Origin of the sequence: Citrobacter sp. FP75, assembly GCF_018342065.1 — a bacterium.
Lineage (GTDB): Bacteria > Pseudomonadota > Gammaproteobacteria > Enterobacterales > Enterobacteriaceae > Citrobacter.
On sequence record NZ_JAFDOE010000007.1, the window covers coordinates 81,700 to 98,413 of the forward strand.

General features: G+C 53.1%; 18 protein-coding genes and 1 other annotated feature. Of the genes, 4 read left to right on the forward strand and 14 right to left on the reverse strand.

All coding sequences use genetic code 11. The annotated features are described in order from the left end of the window. The first annotated feature begins 35 nt into the window (after nt 1-35). From JQ822_RS19785 to JQ822_RS19800, 4 genes are read left to right on the forward strand one after another with little or no spacing between them, the layout of a single operon-like run. Nucleotides 36-1,064 carry a hemin-degrading factor gene (locus JQ822_RS19785; protein WP_213134905.1) on the forward strand — a complete coding sequence of 343 codons (1,029 nt, stop codon included), beginning with the start codon at nt 36-38 and terminating at the stop codon, nt 1,062-1,064. Further along, entirely contained in the window at nt 1,061-1,882 is an 822-nt protein-coding gene (locus JQ822_RS19790; RefSeq protein ID WP_213134906.1) for a heme/hemin ABC transporter substrate-binding protein, read from the forward strand. The genes JQ822_RS19785 and JQ822_RS19790 overlap by 4 nt, the downstream gene beginning before the upstream one ends. After that, on the forward strand, nt 1,882-2,874 hold the full coding sequence (locus tag JQ822_RS19795; RefSeq protein WP_213134907.1) for a FecCD family ABC transporter permease: 993 nt from the start codon (nt 1,882-1,884) through the stop codon (nt 2,872-2,874). The genes JQ822_RS19790 and JQ822_RS19795 overlap by 1 nt, the downstream gene beginning before the upstream one ends. Further along, nucleotides 2,867-3,646, forward strand: coding sequence for a heme ABC transporter ATP-binding protein (locus JQ822_RS19800; RefSeq protein ID WP_213134908.1), 780 nt, complete (start codon nt 2,867-2,869; stop codon nt 3,644-3,646). The genes JQ822_RS19795 and JQ822_RS19800 overlap by 8 nt, the downstream gene beginning before the upstream one ends. On the opposite strand, the gene selO is transcribed toward JQ822_RS19800, so the two are convergent. The 14 genes from selO to thrS form a co-directional block, all read right to left on the reverse strand. Continuing rightward, nucleotides 3,643-5,085 carry a protein adenylyltransferase SelO gene (gene selO, locus JQ822_RS19805; protein ID WP_213134909.1) on the reverse strand — a complete coding sequence of 481 codons (1,443 nt, stop codon included), beginning with the start codon at nt 5,083-5,085 and terminating at the stop codon, nt 3,643-3,645. The two genes, JQ822_RS19800 and selO, sit on opposite strands and share 4 nt — an antisense overlap. 61 nt (nt 5,086-5,146) lie before the next feature. Further along, a complete protein-coding gene (locus JQ822_RS19810) occupies nt 5,147-5,860 on the reverse strand; it encodes an EAL domain-containing protein (protein ID WP_213134910.1) in 714 nt (237 codons plus the stop codon). 318 nt (nt 5,861-6,178) lie between these two features. Beyond that, a complete protein-coding gene (locus tag JQ822_RS19815; RefSeq protein ID WP_135321612.1) occupies nt 6,179-6,643 on the reverse strand; it encodes an NlpC/P60 family protein in 465 nt (154 codons plus the stop codon). Between the two features lie 77 nt (nt 6,644-6,720). After that, nucleotides 6,721-7,470: a vitamin B12 ABC transporter ATP-binding protein BtuD gene (gene btuD / locus JQ822_RS19820; RefSeq protein ID WP_213134911.1), complete on the reverse strand. Its 750-nt coding sequence runs from the start codon at nt 7,468-7,470 to the stop codon at nt 6,721-6,723. Further along, nucleotides 7,470-8,021, reverse strand: coding sequence for a glutathione peroxidase (locus tag JQ822_RS19825; protein WP_213134912.1), 552 nt, complete (start codon nt 8,019-8,021; stop codon nt 7,470-7,472). The genes btuD and JQ822_RS19825 overlap by 1 nt, the downstream gene beginning before the upstream one ends. Before the next feature lie 65 nt (nt 8,022-8,086). Continuing rightward, nucleotides 8,087-9,067 carry a vitamin B12 ABC transporter permease BtuC gene (gene btuC, locus JQ822_RS19830; RefSeq protein ID WP_213134913.1) on the reverse strand — a complete coding sequence of 327 codons (981 nt, stop codon included), beginning with the start codon at nt 9,065-9,067 and terminating at the stop codon, nt 8,087-8,089. Between the two features lie 154 nt (nt 9,068-9,221). Beyond that, a complete protein-coding gene (gene ihfA / locus JQ822_RS19835) occupies nt 9,222-9,521 on the reverse strand; it encodes an integration host factor subunit alpha (protein WP_003030571.1) in 300 nt (99 codons plus the stop codon). 4 nt (nt 9,522-9,525) lie between these two features. Then, on the reverse strand, nt 9,526-11,913 hold the full coding sequence (gene pheT / locus JQ822_RS19840; RefSeq protein WP_213134914.1) for a phenylalanine--tRNA ligase subunit beta: 2,388 nt from the start codon (nt 11,911-11,913) through the stop codon (nt 9,526-9,528). 15 nt (nt 11,914-11,928) lie between these two features. Continuing rightward, entirely contained in the window at nt 11,929-12,912 is a 984-nt protein-coding gene (gene pheS / locus JQ822_RS19845) for a phenylalanine--tRNA ligase subunit alpha (RefSeq protein WP_045442121.1), read from the reverse strand. A 187-nt stretch (nt 12,913-13,099) separates the two neighbouring features. Continuing rightward, nucleotides 13,100-13,224 (reverse strand) — a sequence feature (Phe leader region). Next, nucleotides 13,175-13,219 (reverse strand): pheST operon leader peptide PheM, encoded by a 45-nt coding sequence (pheM, locus tag JQ822_RS19850; protein ID WP_001386830.1) that lies wholly within the window; start codon nt 13,217-13,219, stop codon nt 13,175-13,177. (Overlaps the previous feature by 45 nt.) A 120-nt stretch (nt 13,225-13,344) precedes the next feature. Beyond that, nucleotides 13,345-13,701, reverse strand: a complete 357-nt coding sequence (gene rplT / locus JQ822_RS19855; RefSeq protein WP_045442118.1) for a 50S ribosomal protein L20 — start codon at nt 13,699-13,701, stop codon at nt 13,345-13,347. 55 nt (nt 13,702-13,756) lie between these two features. Continuing rightward, the gene (gene rpmI / locus JQ822_RS19860; RefSeq protein WP_003030583.1) at nt 13,757-13,954 is read right to left on the reverse strand and encodes a 50S ribosomal protein L35; all 198 of its coding nucleotides are present in this window, start codon (nt 13,952-13,954) and stop codon (nt 13,757-13,759) included. 96 nt (nt 13,955-14,050) lie between these two features. After that, the gene (infC, locus tag JQ822_RS19865; protein ID WP_071830666.1) at nt 14,051-14,593 is read right to left on the reverse strand and encodes a translation initiation factor IF-3; all 543 of its coding nucleotides are present in this window, start codon (nt 14,591-14,593) and stop codon (nt 14,051-14,053) included. A 3-nt stretch (nt 14,594-14,596) separates the two neighbouring features. Further along, nucleotides 14,597-16,525 carry a threonine--tRNA ligase gene (thrS, locus tag JQ822_RS19870; protein ID WP_196209094.1) on the reverse strand — a complete coding sequence of 643 codons (1,929 nt, stop codon included), beginning with the start codon at nt 16,523-16,525 and terminating at the stop codon, nt 14,597-14,599. Between the last annotated feature and the right edge of the window lie 189 nt (nt 16,526-16,714).

Genomic DNA, 16,714 nt, shown 5'->3' on the forward strand with positions numbered 1-16,714 from the left:
GGCACGCCCGGGCAGTCATCAGGAAGGAAGAGGCAATGAATCACTACACACGCTGGCTGGAACTGAAAAAAGAACATCCAGGAAAATACGCCCGTGACATCGCAGGTCTGCTGAATATCAGCGAAGCGGAACTCACCTTTGCGCGCGTTGGACATGACGCCTGGCGCCTGCGCGGCGAAGTGCGCGAGATCCTCACCGCGCTGGAGACCGTAGGCGAAACCAAATGCATCTGCCGCAACGAATACGCAGTGCATGAGCAAGTCGGCGCGTTCACCAACCAACATCTGAACGGCCATGCCGGACTGGTGCTGAATCCACGCGCCCTCGATCTGCGCCTGTTCCTCAATCAGTGGGCCAGCGCATTTCATATCAGCGAAACCACCGCCCACGGCGAGCGTCAGAGCATCCAGTTTTTTGATAATCAGGGCGACGCATTGTTGAAGGTCTACACCACGCAGAATACCGATATTGCTGCATGGGGATCGCTCCTGACCCGTTTCATCTTCGCGGAAAACCCGCCGCTGGCGCTGCAAACCGTCGAAGCCGCCGTTCCTGCCGTTAACATAGGCGCCGCAACGGTGGACAAAGAGTGGCGCGCCATGACCGATGTGCATCAGTTCTTCGGCCTGCTGAAACGTCACAACCTTACCCGCCAGCAGGCCTTTAGCCTGGTGGGCGACGATCTGGCTTGTAAGGTTACGAACGGCGCAGTGGCCCAACTGCTGGAAACCGCGCGTCAGGATGGCAACGAAATTATGGTATTTGTTGGCAACCGCGGCTGCGTGCAGATTTTTACCGGCGCGGTAGAAAAACTGGTGCCAATGAAAGGCTGGCTGAATATTTTCAATCCGACCTTTACGCTGCATCTGCTGGAAGAGACCATCGCCGAAACGTGGGTCACACGTAAGCCGACCGCCGAGGGGCATGTGACCAGTCTGGAGCTGTTCGCGGCAGACGGAACACAGATCGCCCAGCTGTACGGGCAACGTACCGAAGGCGAGCCGGAACAGAAGCAATGGCGTGCGCAGATCGACGCGTTAACACAGAAGGGGCTGGCCGCATGAAAAAACTGCTGGTACTGATTGCGCTTCTGCCACTGGCGGCGCAGGCCGCACCCGAGGAAAGAGTGGTTGCACTCGGCGGTGATGTGACAGAGATTGTCTATGCGCTTGGGGCGCAGTCATCCCTTGTGGCGCGCGACAGCACCAGCCAGTGGCCGGAGGCGGCAACTGCATTGCCAGACGTGGGCTATTTGCGCCAACTCAACGCCGAAGGGATCCTTGCCACCCGCCCTACTCTGGTTCTCGCCAGCGCACAGGCGCAACCTTCATTGGTCCTCAAACAGGTCGAACAAAGTAAGGTCAGCGTCGTTACGGTACCGGCAGGGAACGCGCTAAGCGTGATTGATGACAAAGTCCGGGTGATTGCGCAGGCGACCCACCGTGAGGCACAAGGCGAGTTGCTCCGCCAAAGCTTACGCCAGGCGCTGGCCGAATTGCCCTCATCCGAACTCAACAAACGCGTGCTGTTCATTCTCAATCATGGCGGAATGACCGCCATGGCAGCCGGGCAGCAAACCGGGGCCGATGCCGCCATTCGTGCCGCCGGTTTGCGCAACGCCATGCAGGGTTTTAACCGCTATCAATCCTTATCTCAGGAAGGCGTGATTGCCAGCCAGCCCGATCTGGTGGTGATTTCGCAAGACGGCGTCAAGGCGATGGGAGGTGAAGATAATCTGTGGGCACTGCCGGGGCTTGCGCAAACGCCCGCCGGTCGCAATAAGCAGGTACTGCAAATTGATGACATGGCGCTGCTCGGCTTTAGTGTCCGTACGCCGCAGGCCATCCAGCAACTGCGTGCCAAAGCGGAACAATTACCCTGATGTCCCGGCGTATCACCTGCTCTTTGTGGATGCTGGCCGCTATGCTGGTCGTGATGACGATGGTGGCTACCGGTTTTGGCGCGTTGCGTCTGCCGGTGAGTCTGTTCTGGCGCGACACCGATGACGCGCTGCGTCAAATCTGGCTGACTATTCGACTACCGCGCGTTCTGCTGGCACTGGTGATTGGCGGTTCTCTGGCGCTGGCGGGTTGTGTGATGCAGGGGTTGTTCCGCAATCCGCTTGCCGATCCGGGACTGCTGGGGATCAGCAGCGGTGCCGCCTGCGCCGTCGCGTTATGGGTAGTATTGCCGGTCACCTTACCTGCGCTGCTGATGCTGTATGCCCCCATGCTGGCGGCATTTCTCGGCGCACTCGCCGCTACGGTGGTGATTTTTATCCTCAGTCAACAGCGCGACGGTTCACTATCGCGTCTGTTGCTGGTCGGCATTGCTATCAATGCACTTTGTGGGGCAGCGGTCGGCGTGTTGTCATGGGTCAGCAATGATGCGCAACTGCGCCAGTTGTCGCTGTGGGGTATGGGCAGTCTGGGCTCAGCACAGTGGTCAACGCTGCTGGCGGTCACTTCGCTGATGTTGCCCACGGTGCTTTTCGTCTGGCGCTTAGCTCCGGCGTTGAATCTGCTGCAGCTCGGTGAGGAAGACGCGCACTATCTTGGCGTCGACGTGCGATGGGTGCAGCGCGTTTTACTGCTGTGCAGTGCGCTGTTAGTTGCTGCCGCCGTCGCGGTCAGTGGCGTGATTGGGTTTATCGGCCTGGTGATCCCGCATTTGATGCGCATGTGGCTCGGTTCCGATCATCGGGCGGTGATCCCTGGTTCTGTATTAGCGGGGGCATTTTTACTGTTGATCGCCGATACTCTCGCGCGAACAGCCGTTGCGCCCGCTGAAATGCCGGTTGGTCTGTTAACCAGTATTCTGGGTGCACCGTGGTTTTTGTGGCTTATTTTTCGTCAACGAGGTCCGCATGGCTGAACGTTTTATCGCCGAAGCACTTCACTACCGTGTGGCGGGTCGGTCGGTCATTCGCGACGTGTCACTCACGCTTGAAAAAGGCGAACTGGTGGCACTGATCGGGCCCAACGGCGCAGGAAAGTCTACGCTTCTGCGACTGCTGACCGGTTTTCTGACGCCGGCGTCTGGGCGCTGCTTACTGGACGGGAAACCGCTGAATGACTGGCGTGCACAAGCGTTATCTCGCCATCGCGCGGTCATGCGTCAGCAAACGCAGGTGGGTTTTGACTGGCTGGTCGAGGCCGTGATCGCCATGGGGCGTGCCCCCTGGACCCAACGGCCCGAACCGGCGCTTATCGCTCAGGTAATGGTGCTAACCGGATGCACTCCGCTGGCTGGCAGACACTACACCGCGCTTTCCGGCGGCGAGCAGCAACGGGTACAGCTTGCCCGTGCGCTGGCACAGTTGTGGTGCGACGGCGCGCCGCGCGGATGGCTATTCCTCGATGAACCCACTTCAGCGTTAGATCTCTACCACCAGCAGCATCTGTTGCGGTTGTTAACGTCGCTAACCGCTGCCGGGGAATTGCACGTGTGCATCGTCCTTCACGATCTCAATCTTGCAGCGCTGTGGGCTGACAGGATTGTCCTGCTCCATGACGGACGGATTGTGTCCCAGGGGACGCCAAAAGCCGTGTTACAGGCCGATGACCTGATGCGCTGGTACGGCGCCCAACTCCACGTTGGCCTGCATCCGGCCAACGCGTCGCCACAGGTTTTTCTCGCCCCTTAGCTCGAACAACTGACTTCAAGCCGTTTACCCCAGTCCGGTGGACGGCTGACATAATCATCATCCCTCTCGGCAAACGGCGTACGCAATGCGATGTGTAAGCGATGCAGTTCGACGTAGTCCCCCTGCTCTGCCTGGCTTATTGCCCGCTGCGCCAGCCAGTTGCGTAACACCATTGCCGGGTTTGCGGCTTTCATTTGCGCCTGTCTTATTTCGTCAGCCACGTTGTCCTGCTGCAAACGTGAGCGATAGCGCGCAAACCAGTCATCAAATGCCGCGCGGTCGATAAACTCATCGCGCAACGGTGAAGACGTGCTGCGCTGCTCCGTCAGGCTCAACATTCGAAACGTTCGCGTAAAATCACTCCTTTCCCGCGCCATCAGGCTAAACAGTTCGCTGAGCAATTCGTTATCGTTTTTTTGCTCGCTAAAGAAGCCCAGCTTTTGTCGCATTCGTTGCCCATAGCGGGTCAGCTGCGCCAGTTGATAGCTATCCAGCGCGTCATTGAGTGCGTCGACGGCAATAAAAGGCGACAGGGTTTGCGCCAGTCGCTGCAAATTCCACAGCGCGGCAGCCGGTTGATTGTCGAAACTGTACCGCCCCTGGTTGTCCGAATGGTTACAGATAAAATCAGGCACGTAATCATCCAGAAAACCGAATGGACCGTAATCCATCGTCAGCCCCAGAATTGACATGTTGTCGGTATTCATCACCCCGTGCGCAAATCCTACCGCCTGCCAGTCAGCGATTAACGTTGCGGTACGCGTGACCACATCCTGAAACCACAATTGATATTTATCCGTCTCATCCTGCCAGTGCGGCCAATAATAGCGGATCGCAAAATCGGCCAGTTGGCGTACTTTTTCCGGTTCACGACGATAATAGAAGTGTTCAAAGTGACCAAAACGCATATGACTTTGCGCCACGCGAATCAGCATTGCCCCTGCTTCCACCGTTTCACGGTAGACCGGTGTATCGCTGGTGACAACCGACAGCGCCCGGGTGGTGGGGATCCCCAGGTAATGCATCGCTTCACTGGCAAGGCTTTCGCGAATCGTTGAGCGCAGTACCGCACGCCCGTCACCCATGCGGGAATATGGTGTTAAACCGGCCCCTTTCAGATGCCAGTCAAGCGTCGTGCCATCGGCGAGCAGTTGTTCGCCCAGCAAGATCCCGCGCCCGTCACCAAGCTGGCCAGCCCAAACGCCAAACTGGTGCCCGCTATAGACCTGCGCCAGCGGTGACATGCCGGGAAGCAGCGATTCACCGCCACAAACGCCTGCGCCATTTTCACTGTTAAACAGCACTTCAGGGATCCCTGATTGCTCAGCAAGAACATCGTTATGCCAGATAACGCGCGCATTTTTTAGGGGAGTGGGCGAAAGTGCTGTATAGGTTGCTGGTAACTCATCACGCCAGCGGGTGGTAAAAGACAGGGTCATAGGGCCTCCTGTCACTAGTGTAGACTGTTAATGATTGGTTAAACACCGGCAAATACCAAGGTTATCCCTGTATCAACGAGATTATCTGCGCAGGCGAAACCGCTGGCCATAACGCGCCCTGCATGGCGCTGAATCCCAGGGGCAATACCCGCTCGAGCATCTCCTGCGTATCAATACCGCTAATGATTATTGATTCACAGCTTGGGGATATTTGTGCCTGAATAGCGCGCATAAAAGGCTCAAACGAGTTTTGCGCAATCCTTTGTTGAATAAAGTTTTTATCCATTACGACACGTTTGAAAAGGCCATCAAAAATCGCGCGCGTGGATATGCCCGCTGCGCCAAAGTTGGTCAATACTAATGGAAATCGCGCCGCTAATATCGCCAGCGTGGGATTTTCTTTACCTTTGTTTAACTCGGGATAACTATCATTAATGGTGAACTCAATAAATGGAAATCGCTCAATACGTGAAGCATATTCTGATTCTGATAATAAAGTATTAGCCACTGCTGGGGTTAAATTAATCCAGGCAGGAATCTTACGCTGAATAAAAAAATGTTGGCATGTTTCGATTAAATCGAGCTTTTCGCTAAATAAACGACACTGCTCATCGTCTGACATCTGAGGTATGACCAACCCGGTAGGTATCCGCACAACGCCATCGGAGCTGACAAAGTGGGTGATGATGTCGACGTATTCAAGATCGCCTTTTTCACTTCTCGCCGGGAGAAAAGAGAACTCAGAATGATAAGGATTATCCAGTGAAACTATCATTGTGCCAGCCCCGCTGCATGGGTGTAACCCGGCATCCTGTAGCAAAGGATGAAAAAATACGTTACATCAGATACAAATAGAGGCCCTTTCATTTGTCCCTTTTTAGCCAGTAAATCGAATCCTTTTTTTTAGCTTATCCTGATTATAAGCTAATATCCAGCTTTGTACTTTTTAATAACTCGGCATAAATCATATTTTTAGCAAAATACTCTCTTGATGCACAAGGTTATTGCCAGTGAAGCAGCAGAAATGAAAGTTGGATTTTAAATGACGATGATGAGGCCGTTTCAGACGCAACCGACCCCATCATTTGAGAGATTAAATACGTCGCGCCTGCCAGAAATTTTTACGCCAGTAGACATTATCAAGAGATGAGCGCATCACTCCCCGACTGGTCGACGCATGAATAAATTGATTATTGGTATCGTAAATACCGACGTGTAAGCCACTTTCCCCAGACCCGGTTTTAAAGAAAACCAGATCGCCTGGCAGCAATTCGTCTTTATCGATTTCAGTACCAATCTTTGATTGCGTGCGCGTATCGCGCGGTAGCTGCAAATCAAACTGATCGCGCATCGTCATCAAGACAAATCCCGAACAATCCACACCGTTGCGGCTCATGCCACCGTAACGATAGGGCGTGCCACGCCAGTTCTGTAACTGATCGTTAAGACCCGCGATCACGGCGATAGAATCCGATAACCGGGCATTGGGCGCAGGAGCACGATGGCTGCTGCATCCCGCCAAAAACAATGCTGTAATGAAAAGAAGCCAAAAGCGCATTCAGGACGAATCCTCTGATTTTTATTTTTGTGCCAATTTAGCGTGGAAATTATGTGGTTTTCAAGAACCCATTTAACTTAAGTGGTTGATATGAGCATTCTGTGGCCTTCGATATCCAGACGCCGAAAGTTTACACCATAGGCCTGAGAGAGGTTAGCTGGCGTCAGTACCGCATCGCGTGAACCACTGGCCAGCAACTTCCCACGCTTGAGTAACCAGGCCTTATGCGCATGACGTATCGTATGGTTCAGGTCATGGCTGCTCATGACAATCGCTATCCCCTGCAGGCACAGCTGGCTTAATAGCCTGTCCAGCGCATTTTGTTGCGCAACGTCCAGACTGTTCATCGGCTCGTCTAGCAGCAACAGCTGGCCGTGCGGGTTAGCCTGCGGGCAAATTTGCAGTATCACCGCAGCAAGACGCACCCGCTGCCATTCGCCGCCGGAGAGCTGATTCGCCCCGCGTCCGAGTTTATCCCCCAACCCCAGCGCATCGGCCACCTCTTGCAGCAGATCGGTACGCGCTTTATCAGGTTGATGCAGCGTCAGAAAATGCCAGACCGGCATGGCAAACGGCGGATTTTGCTGTTGCGCAAGATAAGCGCGGTGTTGCGCCAGCTTTGCGGCAGGCCAGTCGTCGAGCGGCATATCACCCAACACGACGGTTCCCTCACCGGTCGTTAAACCCGCCATTCGCGCCAGCAGCGTACTCTTTCCGGCACCGTTAGGTCCCACAAGATGCAGGATCTCCCCAGCCTTTATCTCGCCTGAAAGCGGACCGAGCCGTGTCGATTCCACCACATCCTGAAGCTGCATCAAAGGAGACATTATTTTGCCAGCGCCGCGTTGATATGTTCAACAAGGATGGGATCTTCTGGCGTCATATCGGGTGAAAAACGCTGCAGAACCCGGCCATCGCGCCCGACTAAAAACTTCTCGAAATTCCACAGAACATCGCCCGGATGGAGCAGCGCGCGGCCTTTACTCACCATACGTGCCAAAAAACCGCTGTCAGCAGGTGCAATGATGATCGGCGCAGCATCAATCAGCTTCTGATACAGCGGATGGCGCGCTTTGCCATTGACGTCAATCTTACTGAACATCGGGAAAGTGACGCCCCAGGTGGTACTGCACCAGGTTTTAATTTCCTCTTCACTACCCGGCTCCTGGCCGAGAAACTGATTGCAGGGGAATCCCAATACGGTGAACCCCTGCTCGTGCCATGCTTTCTGCAGATTCTCCAGTTGCTCATACTGCGGCGTTAATCCACATTTTGAAGCAACATTAACAATTAACAGGACTTTTCCGGCATACGCCTGCAACGAGATGACTTCCCCATCGATAGTCGTCACTTCTGTATTGAAAATAGTGTCTTGCATAGCATCTCCAGGTGGATAGTCAGCGATCGGTTATCGTGTTTAATCATAGCCCGAACTACAACCTTCTAGCGCCCGGATTTTAGCAATAACCAGATAAATACCGGTGCGCCCATGGTTGCCGTCACCACGCCGATAGGCAGCTCAGCCGATGCCAGAACCAGACGCGCAACGACATCCGCCAACAGTAACGCAATGGCTCCCGCCAGCGCACAGCCAGGCAGCAATACGCGATGATCGGTCAATCCACACAGTCGCAGAATATGCGGGATAACCAGGCCAATAAAACCAATAGCACCGGCAAGCGCCACGCTCACGCCCACCATCCAGCCAGTGGCCACCACCAGCAGGTTGCGCCAGAACCATAAAGGCAGTCCCAACTGGCGCGCAGAGGTCTCCCCCAGCGCCAGCATATTCATTGGCTGAGACTGACAGCAAATCCACAGCAAAACAGGAAGCAGTGCGACCATCAGCCAGGCCTGCTGCCAGTCGACGCCACCAAAGCCGCCCATCATCCAGTACATCAACTGTCGCAGGTCAAAAGAGGTGGAGAAATAGATGGCCCATGTCATCAGCGCGCTACAGATAATACCCAGCGCCACGCCCGCCAGCAGCAGGCGACTGGTCGACAGGTGACGACGGGCAAAACGCAGGAGGATAAGCGTAATGATAAGCGCCCCTGCAATCGCACACAGACCCAGCGCCCAGCCGGGCAGTTGGCCCTGCCCCAACAGCACCGCGGCGATTAGCCCAACCCCCGCGCCGTTAGACACCCCCAGCAAGCCAGGCTCGGCCAGCGGATTTTCAAACAGCGCCTGCATCACCGCACCAGAAAGTGCCAGCGCAGCGCCGACCAGCAACACGGCAAGCGTACGGGGAAGTCGAATTTGCCAGACGAACAGATCGCCGCGAGCGCTGAACCAGTCGCCGGGCGAAATCCACTGTTCTCCTGCGCACAGACTGAGAATCGTTGCCAGCAGCATCAGCACCGACAGAGACAGTATCCAGCGCACGTTTCGTCGCTGTTGTTGATGGGCGAAAGTCAGCATGTTTTCCATTCAGCTGAAAAGAGATGGAGCGATTCTACGGTGCTGATTCGGTAGTGAAAAGGAAAAAGGCCGCAGAGCGGCCTTTTTAGTTATACGCGTCATCTTTTGTGCCGCCTGTTTGCTGACGGCACAAAAGATTTAACATGTTGTTAAATCACTCTTCTTTGGGCGTTGCGTTTTCGACCCGGCTTTTTAACTTCTGTCCGGGTCTGAAGGTCACCACGCGCCGTGCTGTAATGGGAATATCTTCGCCCGTTTTCGGGTTACGGCCCGGACGTTGATTCTTATCACGCAGATCGAAGTTACCAAAACCAGAGAGTTTTACCTGCTCACCATTTTCCAGAGCACGACGGATCTCTTCGAAAAACAGCTCGACCAGTTCTTTGGCATCCCGCTTGCTAAGCCCAAGCTTATCAAACAGATATTCTGACATTTCAGCTTTTGTAAGCGCCATAGGTTCAATCCCTCAATGATGCCTGGAATCGCTCTTTTAATGCCTCTACACATTTGGCGACGGTAGCGGCAATCTCCTCTTCTTCAAGTGTACGGCTGGTATCCTGAAGGATCAGGCTGATAGCGAGGCTCTTATAACCCTCCGCAACACCCTTACCGCGGTACACGTCAAATAAGTTTACGCCAACTACCTGATTTACGCCAACTTTCTTACACTCGGATAAAATATCCGCAGCGGGAACGTTTTCTGCCACCACTACGGCGATATCACGACGGTTCGCCGGGAAGCGGGAAACTTCACGAGCCTGAGGCACCACGCGGTCTGCGAGCTTGTTCCACTCCAGTTCAAACACCAGAGTGCGACCGTTCAGATCCAGTTTACGTTCCAGCTCAGGATGAACAACCCCAATGAAACCAATACGTTCACCTTTCAGATAAATCGCCGCAGACTGCCCCGGATGCAGCGCCGGATTGGCTTCAGCTTTAAACTGAATGTCGGCCAGTTTACCGGTCAGATCGAGCACCGCTTCCAGATCGCCTTTCAGATCATAGAAATCAACGGTCTCTTTTGCCAGGTTCCAGTGTTCATCATGACGGTTACCGCAGATAGCACCCGCCAACATCAGATCCTGACGGATCCCGAGGTTAGCCTGGGTATCCGGCACAAAACGTAAACCTGTTTCGAAAATACGCACACGGTTCTGCTGACGGTTCTGGTTATACACCACCGTCGACAGCAACCCGGTCCACAGGGACAGACGCATTGCTGACATGTCGATTGAGATTGGGCTAGGCAGCAGCAGCGCGTCTTCACCCGGATGCAGCAGTGCCTGAACTTTCGGGTCGACAAAGCTGTAAGTAATAACTTCCTGGTAGCCTTTGTCATTGAGCATGGTTTTTACACGTTTCAGCGACAAATCCGCTTCCCGATGCGTACCCATGATAAGCCCCGCCTGAATTGGCGTATTCGGGATATTGTCATAGCCATAGACACGGGCGACTTCTTCGACCAGGTCTTCTTCGATTGAAATATCGAAACGCCAGCTCGGTGCTACCGCTTTCCACTCATCCTGGCCTTCCGTGACGTCACAACCCAGACGACGCAGAATATCGCTCACCTGCTCATCGGCAATATGATGCCCAATCAGACGATCCAGTTTGCTACGGCGAAGCGTAATGGTTGCGCGTTTTGGCAACGTCGTTTCGTTGGTCACATCGATGACTGGACCCGCTTCACCGCCGCAGATGTCAATCAACAGGCGCGTTGCACGTTCCATGGCTTTGTGTTGCAGCGCCGGATCGACACCACGCTCGTAACGGTGAGAGGCATCGGTGTGCAGACCGTGACGACGCGCGCGGCCGGTAATAGATAGCGGGCTGAAGAATGCGCATTCCAGCAGAACGTTTTGCGTCTCATCATTCACACCAGAGTGTTCGCCACCAAAGATGCCGCCCATCGCCAGCGCTTTGTTGTGGTCAGCAATCACCAGCGTATCCGCATGCAGTTTTGCTTCGCTGCCGTCCAGCAGCACCAGGGTTTCACCCTCTTTTGCCATACGAACAACAATCCCGCCTTCGATGCGGTCTTTGTCGAACGCGTGCATCGGCTGACCCAGTTCGAGCAGCACATAGTTAGTCACGTCAACCACGGCATCGATGGAACGGATCCCGCAACGACGCAGTTTCTCTTTCATCCACAGCGGCGTTGGCGCTTTAACGTTGATACCTTTCACCACGCGGCCCAGATAGCGCGGACACGCATCAACGGCTTCAACCTGAATGGGCAGCACATCGTTAATTGTTGCCGCCACAGGGGCGATTTCCGGCTCAACCAGCGGGGCTTTGTTCAGTACAGCAACGTCACGTGCAACACCAATGATGCCTAAGCAGTCGGCGCGGTTCGGCGTAACGCTAATTTCGATAGTATTATCGTCAAGCTTCAGGTATTCGCGGATGTCGGTGCCAATTGGCGCATCCGCAGGCAATTCGATAATACCGTTATGGTCATCGGAAATACCCAGCTCAGAGAATGAGCACAGCATGCCTTCTGACGGCTCGCCGCGCAGCTTGGCGGCTTTAATTTTGAAATCGCCTGGCAAAACGGCACCAATAGTAGCTACCGCGACTTTCAATCCCTGGCGACAGTTAGGTGCGCCACAGACGATATCCAGCAGGCGTTCGCCGCCTACATTCACCTTAGTCACGCGCAGTTTGTCTGCGTTCGGGTGCTGACCGCACTCAACCACTTCACCTACCACTACGCCGTTAAATTCACCGGCAACGGCATCAACACCGTCGACTTCGAGACCCGCCATGGTGATTTGGTTTGACAGCGCATCGCTATCAATCGCCGGGTTTACCCATTCGCGTAACCACAGTTCACTGAATTTCATTGTTTTATCCTGCCTTTATTTAAACTGTTTGAGGAAACGCAGATCGTTTTCGAAGAAAGAACGCAAATCGGTTACACCGTAACGCAGCATGGTCAGACGCTCCATACCCATACCGAATGCAAAGCCGGAGTAGATTTCTGGATCGATACCGACGTTACGCAGCACGTTCGGGTGAACCATCCCGCAGCCCAGCACTTCCAGCCATTTGCCATTCTTACCCATCACGTCAACTTCCGCAGAAGGTTCGGTGAACGGGAAGTAGGAAGGACGGAAACGAACCTGCAGGTCCTCTTCAAAGAAGTTACGCAGGAAATCGTGCAGCGTGCCTTTCAGGTTGGTGAAGTTGATATTGGTATCAACGATCAGCCCTTCCATCTGATGGAACATCGGGGTGTGCGTCTGATCGTAGTCGTTACGATACACACGGCCCGGCGCGATAATGCGGATTGGCGGCTGTTTTTCTTTCATGGTGCGGATCTGCACGCCGGAGGTCTGCGTGCGCAGTAGACGCGTAGCGTCAAACCAGAAAGTGTCGTGGTCAGCACGAGCCGGGTGATGACCAGGAATATTCAGGGCATCGAAGTTGTGATAGTCATCTTCGATTTCCGGCCCCGTCGCCACGGTAAAGCCGAGTTCACCGAAGAAACTTTCAATCCTGTCGATTGTACGCGTGACCGGATGCAGCCCGCCGTTTTCGATACGACGACCCGGCAGGGAGATATCAATTGTTTCTTCTGCCAGGCGTGCGTTCAGCGCGGCATTTTCTAAATCGGCTTTACGCGCGTTCAGCGCCTGCTGTACCTGCTCTTTAGCTTCGTTGATAACCGCACCTGCTGCCGGGCGCTCTTCAGGCGGCAGCTCGCGCAGGGTAGTCATTTGAAGGGTCAGGTGCCCTTTCTTACCCAAATATTCGACGCGGACATTGTCTAACGCGGCAACATCTGAAGCCTGGTTAATGGCGGCCGTTGCACTGGCAACCAGCTCTGCGAGATGTGACATGGTTTTCCTCGTTATGTCGGTGAAGACACCGGTTCATTGAACTTAATCTTTCATGCTTGCATCTATACTCTAAGTAATTCGAGCGGCAGGAAGGCGGCAAGGGAACGAGTCCCCATGAGCTTACATAAGTAAGTGATTGGGGCGAATGACCGCGGCCAACACACCTGCCGTTTGAAGTACGATGAGTATAAAAAAAGCCTCCACCAGGGAGGCTTTTAGGCGCTGTTTTCCGTTTCTTCTTTCACGCGCAAGCCTCCTGAGTTCAGGTGCTAAAGTAAAAGAAGAAGCGGAAAATAGCAGCATTCATGCTTGCGTTACCTTGTGTGGTAAAAACCGGACAACCTTTATTGAAAAGGCTTACGGATAAATTGTCAACTAATTGATTGAACTACCAATAAAAGAGAGGGAGCCAGGCTCCCTCTTTTCACTGGCTTATGCCAGAGCTGCTTTCGCTTTTTCGACCAGAGCGGAGAACGCTACTTTGTCGAATACTGCGATGTCAGCCAGGATCTTACGGTCGATTTCAACAGAGGCTTTTTTCAGGCCGTTGATGAATTTGCTGTAAGAAATACCGTTCTGACGTGCTGCTGCGTTGATACGCGCAATCCACAGTTGACGGAACTGACGCTTTTTCTGACGACGGTCACGATAAGCGTACTGACCAGCTTTGATAACAGCCTGGAAGGCAACGCGGTATACGCGTGAACGCGCACCGTAGTAGCCTTTAGCTTGTTTCAAAATTTTCTTGTGACGTGCACGGGCAACTACACCACGTTTTACGCGAGCCATATGTGCTCTCCTGTATCTATATTCTTAGTAAAAAAATTAATTAAACGTTAACGGCTTATGCGTACGGCAGGCACGCGATAACCAGACCCAGATCGCCTTTAGACACGAGGCCTTTTGGACGCAGGTGACGTTTACGCTTAGTAGATTTTTTGGTCAGAATATGACGCAGGTTTGCGTGCTTACGCTTAAATCCACCACCACCGGTTTTTTTGAAGCGCTTAGCAGCACCGCGTACGGTCTTAATTTTTGGCATTTTAATAACTTCCACTTCGCATTGTTAATAAACGAAACGTAGGCGAACAAAACCTGCGAAGCCCATAGGCTCCACAGGAATTGCTACTTGAAGGCCTTACTGTTTCTTCTTAGGAGCGAGCACCATGATCATCTGGCGGCCTTCGATCTTCGTAGGGAAGGATTCGACCACTGCCAGTTCACTCAGATCGTCACGGACGCGCGTAAGCACTTCCATACCGATCTGTTGGTGAGCCATCTCACGACCGCGGAAACGCAGCGTGATCTTAGCTTTATCACCCTCTTCCAGAAAGCGTACCAGGCTGCGGAGTTTTACCTGATAATCGCCATCGTCGGTGCCAGGACGGAATTTAATTTCCTTAACCTGGATAACTTTTTGCTTTTTCTTCTGTTCCTTAGAAGATTTACTCTTTTCATAAAGGAACTTGCCGTAGTCCATAATACGACAAACTGGCGGTTCGGCGTTAGGGCTGATTTCAACTAAATCTACTCCAGCTTCTTCAGCTTTTTCGATAGCTTCTCTCAGACTCACAATACCCAAAGCTTCGCCTTCCAGACCTGTTAAGCGAACTTCCAGGGCGCGAATCTCGCCATTGATACGATTCGGACGTGCCGTTTGAACTCGTTTTCCGCCTTTAATACCTTATTCCTCCAGTTGTTGAAGACTGCGGCTGCGAATCTCTTGTTGCAGCTTCTCGATCACTTCACTTACGTCCAGGCTGCCCAAGTCTTTGCCACGACGGGTACGCACGGCAACTTTGCCTGCTTCTACCTCTTTGTCGCCACAGACCAACATGTAAGGGACACGACGTAAAGTGTGCTCGCGGATTTTAAAGCCTATCTTCTCATTTCTCAAGTCTGCTTTTACACGAATACCCGCATTTTGTAGTTTCTGCGTTAATTCGTTGACGTATTCAGACTGCGAATCGGTAATATTCATGACCACAACCTGAACCGGCGCAAGCCAGGTCGGGAAGAAGCCAGCGAACTCTTCAGTCAGGATACCAATGAAACGTTCCATTGACCCAAGAATTGCGCGGTGAATCATTACCGGCACCTGACGCTCGTTGTTTTCGCCAACATAAGAGGCGCTCAGACGAGACGGCAGGGAGAAGTCCAGCTGTACAGTACCGCACTGCCATGCACGATCGAGGCAGTCATACAGGGTAAATTCAATTTTCGGACCGTAGAATGCGCCTTCACCCAGTTGGAACTCAAACGGGATGTTGTTTTCTTCCAGCGCAACCGCTAAGTCCGCTTCAGCACGGTCCCACATTTCATCGCTACCGATACGTTTTTCGGGGCGAGTGGACAGTTTGACGACGATTTTCTCGAAGCCAAAAGTGCTATACATATCGTAGACCATACGAATGCAGGCGTTAACTTCATCACGAATCTGCTCTTCGGTACAGAAGATATGTGCATCATCCTGAGTAAAGCCACGCACACGCATCAGTCCGTGCAGCGCACCTGATGGTTCGTTACGGTGACAGCTACCAAACTCAGCCATGCGCAGCGGCAGGTCGCGATAGGATTTCAGACCCTGATTGAAGATCTGAACGTGGCCCGGGCAGTTCATTGGCTTGATGCAGTATTCACGGTTCTCTGACGAGGTGGTAAACATCGCATCTTTGTAGTTGTCCCAGTGCCCTGTTTTTTCCCACAGCACACGGTCCATCATGAACGGGCCTTTTACTTCCTGATACTGGTATTCTTTCAGTTTTGAACGAACGAACACTTCCAGTTCACGGAAAATAGTCCAGCCATCGTTATGCCAGAACACCATACCTGGCGCTTCTTCCTGCATATGATACAGGTCAAGCTGCTTACCAATTTTACGGTGGTCGCGTTTAGCGGCTTCTTCCAGACGTTGCAGGTAGGCGCTCAGGGCTTTTTTATCCGCCCATGCGGTGCCATAAATTCGCTGCAGCATCTTGTTATTGCTGTCGCCGCGCCAGTATGCCCCGGCGGTCTTCATCAGCTTGAAGTGATGGCAGAAACGCATGTTTGGCACGTGCGGGCCACGGCACATATCGACATATTCTTCATGATGGTACAAGCCGGGCTTATCATCATGAGCAATGTTTTCATCAAGAATAGAGACTTTATAGGTCTCGCCACGCTTCACGAAAGTTTCACGCGCTTCGTACCAGCTGACTTTCTTCTTAATGACATCGTAGTTTTTCTCAGCGAGCTCGTGCATCCGCTTTTCGAGCGCGTCGACGTCTTCCTGGGTTAACGTACGGTCAAGATCGATATCGTAGTAAAAACCGTTATCAACCACCGGTCCGATCGCCATTTTGGTGTGCGGCCAGAGTTGTTTGATCGCGTGCCCTAACAGGTGCGCACAGGAGTGACGAATGATCTCCAGACCTTCATCATCTTTGGCGGTGATGATGGAGAGCTTCGCATCATGCTCAATCAGATCGGAAGCATCAACCAGCTCACCGTTTACACGGCCAGCAATAGTGGCTTTCGCCAGACCTGGACCGATGTCCAGCGCAACATCCATGGGACTTACAGCGTGGTCGTAATGGCGTTGGCTGCCATCAGGAAGAGTAATAACAGGCATGTTATATCCTTATTTGCAGTGGTGACCCACACGTAAGATCACATACAAAGTTTCAATATTTAAAATTATCAAAAAGGTGTGGGCTGATTCCCGCTTCACTCTGCGAAATATGTCACGCATTACCTGACTGGTAACACCGTAACCTACACCCGCTTTTTGATAACACCGTTTAACAGTGTACACGGCATT